We start from the raw sequence: 14,542 nt of genomic DNA on the forward strand, positions 1-14,542 counted from the left end.
TGTGAGCGGCGGGAACGATGAACCTGATGACGACGGCGATCCCCTATGACGGGACCACGCGCGAGCGCTGGAAGCTCGACCTGTCGCAGCCGATCTTTCTCCTCCTCGTCCTGCTGCTCGCGACGCTCGTCCTGCTGCCGCTGTCCTGGCTCATCTATTATTCCTTCCTGACGCCCGCGAACAAATTCAGCCTCCAGAACTACATCAATCTCGTCGCCGATCCGACCTTGCGTCGTCCGTTTGTCGTTGCGATTGGGATGGCGCTGTCGGTCGGCGTGATCGGCTGCGCCATCGCCACGCCCCTCGCCTGGATCGTCGCCCGCACGGACATGCCAGGCCGCGCCTTCATCCGCGGCCTTGTCACGGCGTCCTTCGTGACGCCGCCCTTTCTCGGCGCCATCGCATGGGAGCTGCTGGCCGCGCCGAACAGTGGTCTGATCAATGTCGCCTATCGCTGGCTGTTTGATCTCGAACCTTACGAATATCTCCTCGACATCTACACCTTCTCCGGCCTCGTCTTCGTCGTCGCCTGCTACACATTCCCCTACATCTTCACGCTTGTCGCGAACGCGCTCGATCGCGTGCCGAACGATCTTGAGGAAGCGTCGGCCATTCTCGGCGCAGGCTCATGGACGACGGCGCGCCGCGTGACGATCCCGATGGTGCTGCCGGCGATGCTGGCGGGTTCGCTGATCGCCATCCTGCAGGCGCTGACCATGTTCGGATCGCCTGCGATCATCGCGCTGCCGGCGCGTTTTCACGTCATCACGACGAAGATCTGGAGCCTGTTCCAGTATCCGCCCAATCCGGGGCTCGCCGCGGCAGCGGCCGTGCCGCTGCTCGTCGTGACGATCCTGCTGCTCTGGGGGCAACGGCGCATTCTGGGCCGGCGCGGCTTCACCACGCTCGGCGGCAAGAGCGGATCACCGCGCCTGATGAAACTCGGCCGCTGGCGCTGGCTTGCGATGGCGTTCGCGCTCGCCGTCGTATCGCTCACTGTGATCCTGCCTTACGGCGCGCTTCTCAAAACGGCGCTGACGCCGACAGTGGCGGAGCCGCTGACATGGGACAGCCTCACGCTGCATCATGTGAAGTTCGTCTTCTTCGATCTCTCGGCGACGCAGCTTGCGCTCTGGAACACCTTCGTGCTCGGCGTCTCAACCGCGACGATCGGCACCGCGATCGCGCTCGTCGTCGCCTATCTCGTGTCGCGGCAGAGCGTTCGCGGATCATCGATGCTTGGCTATCTCGCCACCGCGCCGGTCGCGATCCCCGGCATCGTGCTCGGCGTCGGTCTGTTCCTCAGCTATTCCAGCCCCTATCTCCCGCTCTACGGAACGCTCTGGATCCTGCTGATCGGCTTCGTCACGATCGAGATGCCGGCCGGCTATCAGCAGCTCTCATCGGCGCTGCGCAGCGTGCATGTCGAGCTGGAGGAAGCGAGCCGCATTCTTGGCGGCACGCGCATGACGACGCTGCGCCGCGTGACGGCGCCGATCCTGCGCTCGAACGTCATCGCGACATGGTGCTTCGTTTTCATCGGCACGATCCGCGAATTGTCGGCGACGATCCTCTTGACGACAGCCGACACCAAGCTCGTCTCGGTGATCATCTATGATCTCAACGAGAGTGGCGATCTCGGCGCGATCTCGGTGCTCGGCCTGATGCTGCTCGTGATCTCGTTTGCGATCATCTATCTCGCAAACCGGCTGCCGCTTCTCGGCGGATCGCGCGTCGCGGTTCTGCGCGGCTGATCAGGCGTCGGCCGGCGGATAATGACCGAGAGGACCAAACAGGATTTCGCGGCTGGTCATGACGTGACGCTGCAATTCGCGCTCGGCGGCCGGCGCGTCATGGTTCTTCAGCGCGTTGAGAATATTGCGATGCTCGACATTCGAGAACGCCATGCGGCCGGGCATGTCGAGCGTGCGGCGGCGAAAAAGATGCATCTCGCGATGGATCGCGGCGCATTCCATCATCAGCCGGCCATTGCCGCTGAAGCTGACGATCGCCTCATGAAATCGGATATTGTTGGGATAGAAGAGATTGAGATCGCTGGCCTCGACCGCGCGATCCATCTCGTTGACATAGCCCATGAGCGCGCTGATCTGCCCCGGCGTGACGATCGGCGCCAGCAGACGGCCGGCGAGCGCATAAAGCTGCGCCCTGATCTCGTAGAGCTCCGCCGCCTCGCGGCTGCTGACTTCGCGGACGAAGACGCCGCGATTGACCACGACATTGACGAGGCCGGTCTGCTCAAGGCCGCGGCACGCCTCACGGATCGGTCCGCGGCTGACGCCAAGCTTCGCCGCCAGCGCATTCTCGTTAATGCGGTCGCCCGCCGACAGTTCGCCATGCTCGATCATGCGTTCGAGTTCGCGCCGGATCAGCGTCGTCAGCGACTCCGTGCGGCGGATTTGGAGGGCGGCGCCCGTATCCAGAGTGGTCGTCGTCATCAGTCGACATCCGCCGCGAGTCGCGAACCGCGTCAATCCGACTGTAGTTTGATTGGAAATTGTTGACAATCAGCAACCAGCAATCCAGTGACCGCGTATGGAGGACCGTATGACCGACGCCGAGAAGGCCCACCTCACCCGCTATGTCGCCGACTTCATTTGCGCGGCGAAGCTCTCGGACCTGCCTTCAGACGTCGTGGCGCTCGGCAAGAAGTCCATTCTCGACGGAATCGGGCTCGCCCTTTCCGGCTCCGTCGCCAAGAGCGGCGAACTGGTCAGACGGCATCTCGGCAGTCTCGGACTTGGCGCCGGCCCGGCGACAGTGATCGGTTCGAACATGAAGGTGGCGCCGCGCTTCGCGGCCTTCGCCAACGGCGTCGGCGTGCATGCGGACGACTATGACGACACGCAGCTCGCGGTCGCCAAGGACCGCGTGTACGGCCTGCTCACGCATCCGACGGCGCCCGCCCTGCCGGCCGCCATCGCCATGGGCGAAGCGCTTGGCCGCGATGGGCGCAGCGTGATGCTCGCCTATCATCTCGGCGTGGAAGTCGAATGCAAGATCGCGGAAGCGATCAATCCGCGCCACTACCAGACCGGATTTCATGCGACCGCGACCTGCGGCACGTTCGCCGCCGCCGCAGCCAGCGCGAACCTGATGGGCCTCAACGCCGAGCAGACGGCGCGCGCGCTCTCGCTCGCCGGCAGCCAGTCGGCGGGGTTGCGCGAGAATTTCGGCACGATGACGAAACCCTTCCATGCCGGGCGCTCGTCGGAGAGCGGCGTCGCGGCGGCGCAGTTCGCCGAAATCGGCTGGACGGCGACGGACAAAATTCTCGAAGCGCCGCGCGGCTTCTTCAGCGCCGCCGGCGGCGGCTACGACGCCAACGCCATCGCCGGCAAGCTCGGCGCGCCCTGGACATTCGCGTCGCCCGGCGTCTCGATCAAGCCGCATCCCTCGGGATCGTTGACGCATCCCGGCATGACCGAGATGCTGCGTCTCATCAAAGCGAACGACATCAAGGCGCAGGATGTCGCGAAGGTCCGCGTCGGCACGAACAAGAACATGCCGAACGCGCTGATCCATCATCGCCCGAAGAACGAGCTGCAGGCGAAATTCTCGATGGAGTTCTGCATGGCGATCCTGCTGCTGCGCGGCAGAGCGGGCTTGCACGAATTCACCGACGAGGTGGTGCTGGAGCCCGACGTGCAGATGATGATCGAAAAGGTCGATTTCGTCGTCGATCAGGTCGCGGAAGCCGCAGGCTACGACAAGATGACGACGATCATCGACATCGACATGAAGGATGGTCGCCGCATTTCCGGGCGCGCCGATTTCGGCAAGGGCAGCCCGACCGAGCCGATGAGCTATGACGAGGTCGCCGAAAAATTCAGGGAATGCGCCGGCTTCGCCGGGGTGAAAAAGGAGCGCGCCGATCGCGTCGTGAAGATGGTCGCCGAACTCGAGGCGTTGTCATCGATCGCGACGCTGACCGCTGAACTCGGGCAGCCCTGATGGCGTTCACGATTGGCGCTCTCAACGGCGACGATATCGGCCACGAGATCGTGCCGGCCGCCATGCGCGTTGCGAAGGCGGCGGCGAAGAAGCATGCGCTCGACATCGACTGGCGGCCGATGCCAATCGGCCGCTCGGCGCTCGACAGCCACGGCTCGACGATGCCGGACGGCACGCTCGAAACGCTCGCGACGTTTCACGGCTTCATTCTCGGACCAATTGGCCATCAAGCCTACCCAAAAGTTCCCGGCGCGATCAATCCGCATCCGATCCTGCGCAAGCATTTCGACCTGTTCGCCAATGTCAGGCCGACGCGGTCCTATCCCGATATCGGCTGCCTCTATGACGATGTCGATCTGGTGATCGTGCGCGAGAACAATGAGGGTTTCCAGCCCGATCGCAATGTCGTCATGGGATCAGGCGAGTTCCGGCCGACGGATGATCTCACGATTTCGGTGCGCGTCATTTCGCGCAAGGGAAGCCGCAAGGTGGCGAAAGCCGCGCTTGATATTGCGCGCTCGCGACGCAAGAAACTGACGCTCGTCCACAAGAACACCGTATTCAAGCTTGGCTGCGGCATGTTTGTCGAGGAATGCTACAAGGCGGCGCAGGACTATCCCGACGTTAAGGTCGATGAAGTCATCGTCGACACCTTTGCGATGCGGCTGGTGCGCGATCCCCAGAGTTTCGACACCGTCGTCACCACCAACATGTTCGGCGACATCCTGACCGATGAGGCCGCGGGTCTCGTCGGCGGTCTCGGCATGGCGCCGGGGCTCTGCATCGGCGAAGGCGACATCGCGATGGCGCAGGCGACGCATGGCTCCGCGCCTGATATCGCGGGCAAGGGCGTCGCCAATCCCTATGCGATGATCGAGTCGACGCGCATGTTGTTCGATCATCTCGGCCGCGCTCACAAAGTCGAAGCTGCTGTCGAAGCCGCCGCGACCATGGACCGCGCGATCAAATCGGCGCTGGCGAAGCCGGAAACGCGCACGCGTGATATTCGCGGCCAGACGGGAACGGCGGGCATGACGGATGCGATCGTCGAAGCGATCGAGCGGGCGTGATGATTTTTATGGCGGCGCCCTCCCGCCGTCATTCCGGGGCGCGGCGAAGCCGCGAGCCCGGAACCCAGGAGATGTTTCGCGCGCATGCAATGGCTCATTGAGGGGCGTCATCATGGGTCCCGGGCCTGCGCTTCGCGCATCCCGGGATGACAAGCTGAAATATGGTCGCGTTAACTATACGCTACCTGTGAATTGGGATCGAAAGGCCCCGGCCCGATGCGGTATTCAGCGCGCTCCTGCGCGTCGAGCTGCGCAACAAGCCCCATCTCCCAGGCGAGATAACGCCGCGCATCCGCCATGTCGCCGTCGTGCCGGCGATGGGTGAAGAAGAGATGATCGATCGCATCCGCATCGGACGGCTCGTCGGACGATGACATAACGGGCGCGCCTTCCACGCGCCAGACGGTGATATCGCCCGCGACATGCGCGATGCGGCTTATTCCGCGCGCTATCAGATCCTTCGCCGCGAGCGCAACGAAGGCTTCGTCGCCCGCGAGTGCGATCGAGCGCTGCGCGTCAATCGGGAGCTCGTCTAATCGCGGGCGTATTGACCAAATGGCGCCGGCGAGATGTCCGGCGCGATACTCCATCGAGCCGCGGAGATCGATGAGCAGGCCGCCATTATTCGCGAGCGCAACAGCTTCGGCTGCGCTGAGAGACGGAAGCCGAGGGAGCTTCGGCGGAGCCGGCGCATCGGCGCGGACAATCTCCCCTGGCGATCGCTTCGCGCCATCCATCGCGAACACGAACACGTCATAATTGAGCTGCCGCAGGAACACGGCCGTAATCGCTGCGCGCAAACCCGTGTCATCGATCAACACCACGCGCGCGCGGCGCACGCCAACCCATTGATCTGTCGCCTGCGCGAGTTGCCCCGCCGGCGCCCACACCGCGCCTGGAATCGACCCTGCCGCAAATTCATCAGCCGTGCGCACGTCGAGCATGTAGAGCGTATGCGAGGCATCGGAGGCCAGAAGACCGAGATGCTGCGCATCGACAAACGGAATGTCGCAACGTTTCGCGAGCGCCCTCGCCCGCACCGCGCTCGCCGCTTTCGCGCGTTCATCCATATCAGGCAGCGGCGCAGCGAGGCGACCGCGCCAGAGTTCGCGGCCCGAGAGCGCCCAGCCCTGCGTGCCGTTCTCCAGCGCATAGACCGGGTTTTTCACGCCGGCGAGCTTCAGCCCCGCGGCGCCGATGATGCTGCGCGTGCGCCCCGCGCAATTGACCACGACGGGCACCGTCTCATCGTCGATCGCCGCGTCCATGCGGTGCGCGAGTTCGCCATTGGGAAAACAGGTCGAACCCGGAATCGTCATCTTGCGATATTCGCTCGCAGGCCGGCCGTCGAAGAGCCGGAACGCGCCGCCGTCGTTTCGCCAGCCATCGAGCCTGTCTGCGCTGACGTGGGGAACGCGCCATTCCAGCTCGATCAGTTCGCCAAGCGTCTTGCTGGGCAAATTGACGCCCTTGAAGAGCGTGTAACCCGCTTCCGCCCAGGCCGGCGCGCCACCATCGATCCATGAGACATCGCGATAACCGAGTTCATCGAGCGCGCTTGCTGCGCGCTCGGCGACGCCATCGCCGTCATCAACAAGCAGCACGGGCGCGCCGCGCCGGGGAACGAGCGACGGCGCGAGATTCTCAAACCGGCTGTAGGGACAGGGAACAGCGAGAAACGGATGGCCTTCGCCATACTGGCCTTGCTCGCGCACATCGAGCAGCGCGATTTCGCCGCGCGCGTGAAGACGCGCCTTCGCCGTCTTTGCGTCGATGGGTTTCATGCTCGACAGATCCGTTCGACGTGACGCGCTGTATCGTGCAGCCTCGTCGTGCTCGCGCTTGTCGCGAGCATCCACGTCTTTTTTAAAGCGAAGCAAGACGTGGATGGCATCGGAACTCGGGCTTGCCCGAGTTCCGCATAGTTGAATGCCGCAAGTCGGATTTATCCGACTTGCGGTGACAAGTCCGGCCATGACGAACTGGAGCAACGTGGAGCATATTTAGCGCTTCTATGCCGCTGCCTTCTCTTCGTAAGGTTTAGGCTCCGCGCCGGAGAAGAAACTCTGGAACGCGGGATAAACAAGATCAGGCCGATGCTCCGCGGGATAATGGCCCGTGGGGATCGCCCAGCCGCGCAAGTCAGGCGCCCAGCGCGACCAGGCCTCGATCGGCTTCAGATGCCGGCCGACATGGCTGTTTGATCCCCACAACACCATCACCGGGCAACCGATCTTGCGCCCCGCCTCCGCGTCCGCCTTGTCCATTTCATAGTCGAGCGTCACGGTCGCGCGATAGTCCTCACAGACCGCATGGATCTGCTCCGGCGTCGTGCAGCGCGCATATTCGGCGAAGGCTTCCGGCGTGAAGATCGAGAGCCCGACGCCTTTCTTGTTGAGCTTGTAGTTGATGTAGTAATTGAGATCAGCGCAAATCAGCTTTTCCGGGAACGGCGCCTTCTGCGCCATGAAGAACCAGTGATAGCTCTCGAGACCCCAGCCCATCGTCACATTCGAAAGAAGATTGTAGGTCGGAATGATGTCGAGCGCGCAAAAGCGCGTCACGCGCTGCGGTCTGTCGAGCGCCATGCGGAAGCCGACGCGCGCGCCGCGATCATGGCCGGCGAGACCGAAGCGCTCGAAGCCAAGCTCGCTCATGATCTCGAACATGTCCTCGCCCATGGCGCGGAAGGAATAGGCGGCGTGATTTTCGCCGCCGTCGGGCTTGGAGCTGTCGCCATAGCCCCTGATGTCAGGCGCGACGATCGTGAAGCTCTGCGCGAGCGAAGGCGCGATGGCGTGCCAGCTCACCAAAGTCAGCGGATTGCCATGGATAAGCAGCAGCGGCGGCCCCTTGCCGCCAATCGCCACATTGATCTCGGCGCCTGACGTCCTGATGCGCCGCCGCTCGAAGCCCTCCATCAGGATCTTGCTGATCGGCAGCAACGGCGGAAAGGCTGCGGGCGCGGCAGTGTCATTCATGGGCGGCTCTCCTGCCGCCTTGTTCGCCCTAAATCGCCGATTGTCAACAATCAGCAATTCTTGATATCACGCCTGGAGGAGTCGCCTATGAGCCCGCAAAACAACGACCCTCGCCCCCGCCTTGCCCTGCTCTTTGGCGACTGCACTGGCATCGGCCCCGAGATCGCGGCGAAGGTGTTGAGCGAAGGCAAGCTCGCCGATCGCGCGCGGATCGTCGCGGTGGGCGACGCGCGGGTGCTGGAGCGCGGGATGCGCGACGCCCGCGTGTCCTTCCCCTGGGCGCGCGTCGAAAACACAGCCGCCATCGACTGGGCGTCGCGAACGGTTCCGCTCATCGATCTCGCCAATATCGATCCGGACAAAGTTGGCGTCGGCGCGGTGAATGCGGAATCCGGCAGGCTCACCGGCGAAACGCTCGCTTTTGCGATCGAGATAGCGAAGCGCGGCGAGATCGACGGCATCACCTTCGCGCCGCTCAACAAGGCGGCGCTGCATGCGGGCGGCTGGAAATTTCCGGACGAGCACAAGATGTTCGCCCATCTCCTCAAGCACACGACATATTTTTCGGAAATGAACGTGCTCGACGGGCAGTGGATGTCGCGCGTGACATCGCATGTCTCGTTGCGCACGGCGCTCGATCAGATCACGGAGCAATCGATCACGGATTCGATCAGGCTCGTCGATCGCACCATGAAAAAGGTCGGCGTCGCAAAACCGCGCATCGCCGTCGCTGCGCTCAATCCGCATGGCGGCGAGAACGGACTGTTCGGGCGCGAGGAGATCGATCTCATCAGGCCGACTGTCGAGAAGGTTGCTGCGACGGGCGTTGATTGCCGCGGCCCCTTCCCCGCCGACACCATCTATATCAAGGCGTTCGCCGGCGAATTCGACAGCGTGGTCTCCATGTATCACGACCAGGGGCAGATCGCGACGAAGCTGCGTGGCTTCAATCGCGGCGTGACCGTGACGGCGGGGCTCGACACCGTCTTCACCACGCCGGCGCACGGCACAGCGTTCGACATCGTCGGCAAGGGCGTCGCTTCCACGGGCGCGCTGGAAAATGCGCTTGATCTCGCGGCGAAGCTGGCGCGCGGTTCAGCGGCGGCTTCATGACCCGGCGCACAACTCCGCGGCCGCCGGGATAGCCGACGCTCCGGCCCCAATGTCGCGGCTTGTGAGATGTTGCGTTGGACGGGCGATCATCCGCCAGCGCTGACGAAGTCGATCAGGCGGCTGTGGCGAAGACAAAGGGAATGCTGCCGGCGCCGCGGCGAATTGGACCGCGTTATACAGCATGCCGCTGATATGCAGCGCCCGTGGCGGCGCGGCTATTTGACCGAGGAGAAAGCCGTCGGGGTCAGGAACTGATTGCTGATGTTGGCAATGATCTGGCCGTCCTTCACCGATTCCGCGCTCACCGTGCGCCATTCCGGGTCGGCGACGAATGCTGACCACTTGGCCTCGCGCTCCGCCAGCGATTCCCAGGCGAGCAGATAGGTCAGGTCGTTGTTGGATTCGCCCGCCAGCGTCGTCCAGAAGCCGGCCTGCCGGATGCCGAGCCTCTCCCAGATGCGCAGCGTGTGGTTCTGGAAACGCGCGAGCAGGTTCGGCAGGCGGCCGGGCAGAGTGCGGTAGATGCGCAGTTCGTAGATCATCGAGTCGTCTCGTCGTCGCGAATGAAAGTCCAATAGCAGCTTTTCTCTTCCGCGCTCGCCGCCGCCTGGCTGATCTGGGCTGCCAGAGCCGCAGGACCAAACTATGAGCCGATTGCGTTCGATTGCGTTGCGCCGGGGTCCGCTGGAGTTGAATCGCGAAACGACGAAGACGGCCGCCATCGTCATGGCGGCGTCAGCGCCGCCTTGCGGTCGGCGCTCATCTGGGTCTGGAGGTGGAGGCGGACGCGACGCGCGCTCTCCGCCCTCCCCGATCTCCGAACTTGCGGATGACAGTCGCGACGTGTGATTGGCGACCCCGGCTGGATTCGAACCAGCGACCCACAGCTTAGAAGGCTGTTGCTCTATCCAGCTGAGCTACGGGGTCGAAGCGCCTTCAGTGAGTCCAGGGCGCCTGACGATTGAACTTGAAATTGTCGGAATAGGAAATGGTGCGGCGCTTCGGATCGTGCGGCTCCTCGACCTGGGCCGCCAAGCCATTCCTGGCGGCGTAGGCGAGCGCCTCGTCCTTGCTGTCGAACCACAGCTTGATCTGCTGGCGCATGTCGCCCGAGCTCGTCCAGCCCATCAGGGGATCGATGGTGCGCGCCTGCTCCGGCTCGAACTCCAGCAGCCAGCGCTCGGTCTTGGCGGAGCCCGACTGCATGGCCGTCTTGGCGGGGCGGTAGATGCGTGCCGTCATGATCGCTCGTTTCAGGCGGGAAGCTGGCCGTAGTCCGAAGTCCCTGGTCGGAGTGGCAGGATTTGAACCTGCGACCCTCTGCTCCCAAAGCAGATGCGCTACCAGACTGCGCTACACTCCGATGGCGGGAATCCGGAGAAATTGCCTGTCAGATCAGGGATTGACGGTCAACCCTCAGCGCCTACCGCCGGCCGAACAGGGCGTGCTCGACATGATCACCGGGGGCGATGCCGCGCTTCGCCGCCTCGCCGCCATTGATCTCCAGCACGCCAAGCACCGGTTCGCCCGACGGGATGGTGCGCGTCGACAAAGGCTCCGCGTTGGCGGCGATCCGCGCCACAGTGCCGTCGCGGCGGATGAACAGCATGTCGAGCGGGATGTAGGTGTTCTGCATCCACATCGCGACCTCGTCCTCGCGGCCGAAGTCGAACAGCATGCCGCGGTCGGCCGGCAGCATGCGCCGGAACATCAGCCCGCGCGCCCGGTCGGCGTCGTTGCGCATCACCTCGACATCGAAGGTCTGGCGCGCGCCCTTGGCAGTGACGATGGTGAGCTTCTCGACCTGCGCCTGCTGGGCGGACGCAGGGATCGCCGCCCATGCAAGAGCAGCCGCCAACACACATGCGAGCGCGCGACGCCCGACCTTCACGCCAACATCAGCCATGAGCGAATCAGTGGGACGCCGGCCCGCTCGATTCCGGCAGGCGCACCTCGGCGGCCATCAGTCCTTTCGAGCCGGGACCATAGCGCACAAGCACCGTCTGGCCAGGCTTCAATTCCGGCACGCCGAAGCGACGTAATGTCTCCATATGGACGAAGACGTCAGGCGCCCCCTCCCCCTTGGAGACGAAGCCGAAACCGCGCAAGCGATTGAACCACTTCACCGTCATCGCCTCGAGGCCGCTCGTCGGCGCGACCTGCACATGGGTGCGCGCCGGCGGCATCTGCGAGGGATGCAGCGCGGTTGAATTATCCATCGAGAGAACGCGGAACACCTGCAGGCCGCGCGGCCGCTGCACCACCTCGACGACGATGCGCGCGCCTTCGATCGCGGTCGCGAAGCCGTCGCGCTTCAGCGCGCTGACATGCAGAAGAATATCGGGGAGGCCGTTGTCAGGCAGGACGAAGCCGTAACCCTTGGCGACATCGAACCATTTGATCGCGCCCGCGACCTCGATCACATCGACCGGCGCGTCCTTGGCGAATTCCTCGGCGTCCCTGCGCAGCTCCTGTTGACGCGACGCGGCTTGCGCCATCGCCGTTGTCTTCAGAGGGGAATCGTCACTCATGCCGCGCACCGCTCGAATCGCCTGCCCGCCGCGATTCTTAACGGAATCATAGCATCGCGATCCGCCTCGCCTAGCCCTTTGTTCAGGCGCCCTGTGAAAAGCTGGAGGAGATGCGGAGCAGCGAACCAGAGGCCATGGTCAGGATCGCGTCGACAGGCGGTCCGCGGGAACCGATGGCCTCGATAGTGACTCCATTCTCTCGACTGAATCGCACGCAGCTCATCGATGCATCGAAACGGCGACGCCATCGTCCTTCATATTTCGGAGACGGCGTTTGCGTGCGAGGTCTCGGTCAGAGCCGGCCAACATTGAGGAATCGCGGCGACGCGAACCACAGTCCGCCGTGATCCGGATCGCCCTTCGCCAGCCACTCGGCAACGACGTTGTCGACGATCTCCTTCGTCGTTGATCCATATTGCGGCTGCTCGATCCAGTCATAGCGCGTGCCGCCGCCGCCGATGACAGGCTTCGCGCCTGCCTCCAGCATCGCCGTGATCCAACGGCGCACGAAATCGATCAGCTCCTCGCCTGTGAATTCGAAGTCATCACAACCCATCCCGACAATCTCGCCAACCGCGATGCCGTCATTCTCGAGTTCGTTGATGTGACCGGCGATCTTTTCATCGACGGTCTGACCATCAAACTTTTCTCTGCGTTCGCCGATCATTTCACATGGACCTTGAAGTTTGGAAGAAGGCCGGGAACAACGCCGATCGTATCGATCGTGACCGCATTTTGTTTGCTGAATCTTATGCCGATCGTGCTGCCGTCAAATCTGCGACACTATTGGCCTTCATATCTGACGGGCGTCGCGATCGGTTGTGCTCCCACTGCGTTTCAAGCAAGCAGCCGCGGTCCCGTTGTCGCCGGGGATCAATGCCGAGCGTTCTTCTGGTTCATGTTCACGACCCGATATGCCGAATCCAGCGCGATCCAACCTTCGTGCTCAAGCTCGGGATTGTTGGGATGCTCCAGCAGTATGCCGATCAAATCATCGTCGGAATAAGAGAGTTCGCCATAGATAGCCGATTGCGCAGCGGATGTGAAGGCATGATTCATCTCCGAAATCTTGTACGCAAGCCGCCATCTCGTTTCCGCATCGTCGGGATAGTCGATAAGAATCGACCGCATCGAAACGGTCAGCGAATGCATAATGGCGAGCAGAGCGAATGCTCTATCCAATAGTGATAATGTTCCAAACCATGCTTCATAAGCATCTCTGTCCATCGCCAGTTCAACCAATCCTGTTGACGATTTCCTGCAGGAAGACGCGCAATTGGCGATCGTCGGGAATATAGGTTCGCGAATTCGCCGCGCGCCAGATAAGCTGAAGCTCCTTGGGGTCACGTACATTCGCGAGTACGTCCATCAAGAAGGTTTTCACAACCTGTTTTTCCGCCGCATTGAGCGTATCAAGCGCAAAGGTGATCTCATCCTTTCCTTCTCGAAACTCATCATCTACTTCGAGATCGAACCAGACGCCCATCTTCGGAAATTCGGGAGGAACTTTCAGCATCGCTATCTCCTCCGGTCACCTGCGTTTCCGCACTGAATGAGAGGGCGATCTCTCATTCATCCTTCCGGTCGCCCGATGTGCTGAAACTGCGGCGAGGCGAACCACAGACCGCCATGATCGGGATCGCCCTTCGCCAGCCATTCAGCGATGACGTTGTCGACGATCTCTTTCGTCGTCGAGCCATATTGCGGCTGCTCGATCCATGTGTAGCGCGTGCCGCCGCCGCCCTCGACGGGCTTCGCGCCGGCCTCAATCATCGCCGTGAGGCAATCTCGGACGAAGTCGATCAGCTCCTCGCCGCTGAACTCAAAGCCACGGCGACCCTCATCGATGATTCCGGCGAAGGCGATGCCGTCACTCTTGAGCTCGTCCAGATAGCCCGTGATGACCTGATTGATTGTCTGACCATCAAACTTTTCTCTGCGCTCGTTTGTCATTTCACATGGACCTTGAAGTTAGGACGAAGTCCGGGGATGGCGCCGATCGTGTCGATCGTGACTGCATTCCGTTCGCTGAATCTGACGCCGATCGTCGTTCCGTCGAAGCGACGATACCATTGTCCTTCATATTTCGCTGGCGTTTCGATCGGCTGCGCGTCTCGCGTGAGTTCGTCGAGCAATTCGCGAAACTGGCTCAACGGCACAGTTCTGATTTGACTGGAGGCGCTTGCCTGCTCGCCAACCGAACGCCCACCGGGTCTGAGGATATCAGGCGATCGCATCAGGTCCGGGACGGGTCGCCCGATCCCGATCAGATGCGCCTCCGCTTCGCTTCTCAACGCCTCGTTGCGCGCGATCTCTCCTTCGACGCCCTCGGAGAAGATCGCCGGTTCGGGCCGCCAGGACGGATCGGCCTGCCGCGCGCGAGCCACGGCTCCGAAAGCCTGCGCCTGGGACGCCGCCAGGCGACTCTGTTGCGCCGACGTCGCGCCGAGCCAGGAATTGCCAAGGCGCACCACCGGATCAAACCGGCTACTGCCTTGCTGCGCGAACTGCTCCTCCACCGCCTCCCGCCGCCCTGGATCGTGGCGCGGCTTGAGAAGATGAAACCCGCCATCCGTCCACTGCCCGCCATCGGGATTGCCGGCGGGAACCCGAGGCTGGTCGGGATTGTAAGCCTTCGCCGCCAGCATCAGACGGAACAGCGCGAACCGGACCTCCCACGCCGCCATGTCGCAGCGGACGCGGCTGATCAGCGGGCGCATCGGCAACTGGCTTTCGTCTTCTCCTTTTGTCGCTGTCATGGGCGCATCTCCGCATCATGACTATAGTCCTATCATGGAGCGTGGCGCAGGTCAAGATTTGTTCTCTATATGTTCCGAACGTGGAATGACCGAGACGACGCTCGCTCGCGCCGGGC

The 14,542-nt window shown here is 62.8% G+C and carries 16 protein-coding genes and 2 tRNA genes; 4 read left to right on the forward strand and 14 right to left on the reverse strand.

What is annotated here, in order from left to right; all coding sequences use genetic code 11:
* Positions 1–17: 17 nt before the first annotated feature.
* Positions 18–1,754 (forward strand): ABC transporter permease, encoded by a 1,737-nt coding sequence (locus L8F45_RS10520; RefSeq protein WP_342362821.1) that lies wholly within the window; start codon positions 18–20, stop codon positions 1,752–1,754.
* Here the strand turns inward: L8F45_RS10520 and L8F45_RS10525 are convergent, their stop codons facing one another.
* Entirely contained in the window at positions 1,755–2,456 is a 702-nt protein-coding gene (locus tag L8F45_RS10525; RefSeq protein WP_342362822.1) for an FCD domain-containing protein, read from the reverse strand.
* A 109-nt stretch (positions 2,457–2,565) separates the two neighbouring features.
* On the opposite strand from L8F45_RS10525, the gene L8F45_RS10530 reads away from it, so the two are divergent.
* Both L8F45_RS10530 and L8F45_RS10535 read left to right on the forward strand, forming a co-directional pair.
* Positions 2,566–3,972, forward strand: coding sequence for an MmgE/PrpD family protein (locus L8F45_RS10530; RefSeq protein WP_342362823.1), 1,407 nt, complete (start codon positions 2,566–2,568; stop codon positions 3,970–3,972).
* Positions 3,972–5,042, forward strand: coding sequence for an isocitrate/isopropylmalate dehydrogenase family protein (locus L8F45_RS10535; RefSeq protein WP_342362824.1), 1,071 nt, complete (start codon positions 3,972–3,974; stop codon positions 5,040–5,042). The genes L8F45_RS10530 and L8F45_RS10535 overlap by 1 nt, the downstream gene beginning before the upstream one ends.
* A gap of 170 nt (positions 5,043–5,212) precedes the next feature.
* On the opposite strand, the gene L8F45_RS10540 is transcribed toward L8F45_RS10535, so the two are convergent.
* On the reverse strand, positions 5,213–6,826 hold the full coding sequence (locus L8F45_RS10540; protein ID WP_342362825.1) for a rhodanese-like domain-containing protein: 1,614 nt from the start codon (positions 6,824–6,826) through the stop codon (positions 5,213–5,215).
* 228 nt (positions 6,827–7,054) lie between these two features.
* A complete protein-coding gene (locus L8F45_RS10545) occupies positions 7,055–8,023 on the reverse strand; it encodes an alpha/beta fold hydrolase (protein ID WP_342362826.1) in 969 nt (322 codons plus the stop codon).
* 87 nt (positions 8,024–8,110) lie between these two features.
* On the opposite strand from L8F45_RS10545, the gene L8F45_RS10550 reads away from it, so the two are divergent.
* Entirely contained in the window at positions 8,111–9,136 is a 1,026-nt protein-coding gene (locus tag L8F45_RS10550; RefSeq protein ID WP_342362827.1) for a PdxA family dehydrogenase, read from the forward strand.
* A gap of 215 nt (positions 9,137–9,351) precedes the next feature.
* On the opposite strand, the gene L8F45_RS10555 is transcribed toward L8F45_RS10550, so the two are convergent.
* From L8F45_RS10555 to L8F45_RS10605, 11 genes are all read right to left on the reverse strand, one after another.
* Positions 9,352–9,678 (reverse strand): NIPSNAP family protein, encoded by a 327-nt coding sequence (locus tag L8F45_RS10555; RefSeq protein ID WP_342362828.1) that lies wholly within the window; start codon positions 9,676–9,678, stop codon positions 9,352–9,354.
* A 308-nt stretch (positions 9,679–9,986) separates the two neighbouring features.
* A tRNA-Arg gene (locus L8F45_RS10560) sits at positions 9,987–10,063 on the reverse strand.
* Between the two features lie 9 nt (positions 10,064–10,072).
* Positions 10,073–10,378 (reverse strand): ETC complex I subunit, encoded by a 306-nt coding sequence (locus tag L8F45_RS10565; protein ID WP_342362829.1) that lies wholly within the window; start codon positions 10,376–10,378, stop codon positions 10,073–10,075.
* Positions 10,379–10,422: 44 nt separating this feature from the next.
* Positions 10,423–10,499: transfer RNA gene (locus tag L8F45_RS10570), tRNA-Pro, on the reverse strand.
* Between the two features lie 60 nt (positions 10,500–10,559).
* A complete protein-coding gene (locus L8F45_RS10575; RefSeq protein WP_342362830.1) occupies positions 10,560–11,042 on the reverse strand; it encodes a DUF192 domain-containing protein in 483 nt (160 codons plus the stop codon).
* A 7-nt stretch (positions 11,043–11,049) separates the two neighbouring features.
* Positions 11,050–11,667 (reverse strand): cold-shock protein, encoded by a 618-nt coding sequence (locus L8F45_RS10580; RefSeq protein ID WP_342362831.1) that lies wholly within the window; start codon positions 11,665–11,667, stop codon positions 11,050–11,052.
* A 292-nt stretch (positions 11,668–11,959) separates the two neighbouring features.
* Positions 11,960–12,334, reverse strand: a complete 375-nt coding sequence (locus tag L8F45_RS10585) for a hypothetical protein (RefSeq protein ID WP_342362832.1) — start codon at positions 12,332–12,334, stop codon at positions 11,960–11,962.
* A 206-nt stretch (positions 12,335–12,540) separates the two neighbouring features.
* The gene (locus L8F45_RS10590) at positions 12,541–12,909 is read right to left on the reverse strand and encodes a hypothetical protein (protein ID WP_342362833.1); all 369 of its coding nucleotides are present in this window, start codon (positions 12,907–12,909) and stop codon (positions 12,541–12,543) included.
* Complete coding sequence (locus L8F45_RS10595; RefSeq protein ID WP_342362834.1) at positions 12,902–13,183, reverse strand: hypothetical protein; 282 nt, start codon at positions 13,181–13,183, stop codon at positions 12,902–12,904. The genes L8F45_RS10590 and L8F45_RS10595 overlap by 8 nt, the downstream gene beginning before the upstream one ends.
* 56 nt (positions 13,184–13,239) lie before the next feature.
* Entirely contained in the window at positions 13,240–13,620 is a 381-nt protein-coding gene (locus tag L8F45_RS10600) for a hypothetical protein (protein WP_342362835.1), read from the reverse strand.
* Positions 13,617–14,426, reverse strand: a complete 810-nt coding sequence (locus L8F45_RS10605) for a hypothetical protein (protein WP_342362836.1) — start codon at positions 14,424–14,426, stop codon at positions 13,617–13,619. Before L8F45_RS10605 ends, L8F45_RS10600 begins: the two co-directional genes overlap by 4 nt.
* Positions 14,427–14,542 lie beyond the last annotated feature (116 nt).

Source organism: Terrirubrum flagellatum, from assembly GCF_022059845.1.
GTDB classification, from domain to species: Bacteria; Pseudomonadota; Alphaproteobacteria; order Rhizobiales; family Beijerinckiaceae; genus Terrirubrum; species Terrirubrum flagellatum.

What these genes read in the sequence shown, in the direction of transcription:
- L8F45_RS10595 (WP_342362834.1), bottom strand. Translation starts at nt 13,183, where the DNA reads ATGCTGAAAGTTCCTCCCGAATTTCCGAAGATGGGCGTCTGGTTCGAT.
- L8F45_RS10585 (WP_342362832.1), bottom strand. Translation starts at nt 12,334, where the DNA reads ATGATCGGCGAACGCAGAGAAAAGTTTGATGGTCAGACCGTCGATGAA.
- L8F45_RS10605 (WP_342362836.1), bottom strand. Translation starts at nt 14,426, where the DNA reads ATGACAGCGACAAAAGGAGAAGACGAAAGCCAGTTGCCGATGCGCCCG.
- L8F45_RS10565 (WP_342362829.1), bottom strand. Translation starts at nt 10,378, where the DNA reads ATGACGGCACGCATCTACCGCCCCGCCAAGACGGCCATGCAGTCGGGC.
- L8F45_RS10535 (WP_342362824.1), top strand. Translation starts at nt 3,972, where the DNA reads ATGGCGTTCACGATTGGCGCTCTCAACGGCGACGATATCGGCCACGAG.
- L8F45_RS10530 (WP_342362823.1), top strand. Translation starts at nt 2,566, where the DNA reads ATGACCGACGCCGAGAAGGCCCACCTCACCCGCTATGTCGCCGACTTC.
- L8F45_RS10545 (WP_342362826.1), bottom strand. Translation starts at nt 8,023, where the DNA reads ATGAATGACACTGCCGCGCCCGCAGCCTTTCCGCCGTTGCTGCCGATC.
- L8F45_RS10575 (WP_342362830.1), bottom strand. Translation starts at nt 11,042, where the DNA reads ATGGCTGATGTTGGCGTGAAGGTCGGGCGTCGCGCGCTCGCATGTGTG.
- L8F45_RS10580 (WP_342362831.1), bottom strand. Translation starts at nt 11,667, where the DNA reads ATGAGTGACGATTCCCCTCTGAAGACAACGGCGATGGCGCAAGCCGCG.
- L8F45_RS10550 (WP_342362827.1), top strand. Translation starts at nt 8,111, where the DNA reads ATGAGCCCGCAAAACAACGACCCTCGCCCCCGCCTTGCCCTGCTCTTT.
- L8F45_RS10525 (WP_342362822.1), bottom strand. Translation starts at nt 2,456, where the DNA reads ATGACGACGACCACTCTGGATACGGGCGCCGCCCTCCAAATCCGCCGC.
- L8F45_RS10555 (WP_342362828.1), bottom strand. Translation starts at nt 9,678, where the DNA reads ATGATCTACGAACTGCGCATCTACCGCACTCTGCCCGGCCGCCTGCCG.
- L8F45_RS10600 (WP_342362835.1), bottom strand. Translation starts at nt 13,620, where the DNA reads ATGACAAACGAGCGCAGAGAAAAGTTTGATGGTCAGACAATCAATCAG.
- L8F45_RS10540 (WP_342362825.1), bottom strand. Translation starts at nt 6,826, where the DNA reads ATGAAACCCATCGACGCAAAGACGGCGAAGGCGCGTCTTCACGCGCGC.
- L8F45_RS10520 (WP_342362821.1), top strand. Translation starts at nt 18, where the DNA reads ATGAACCTGATGACGACGGCGATCCCCTATGACGGGACCACGCGCGAG.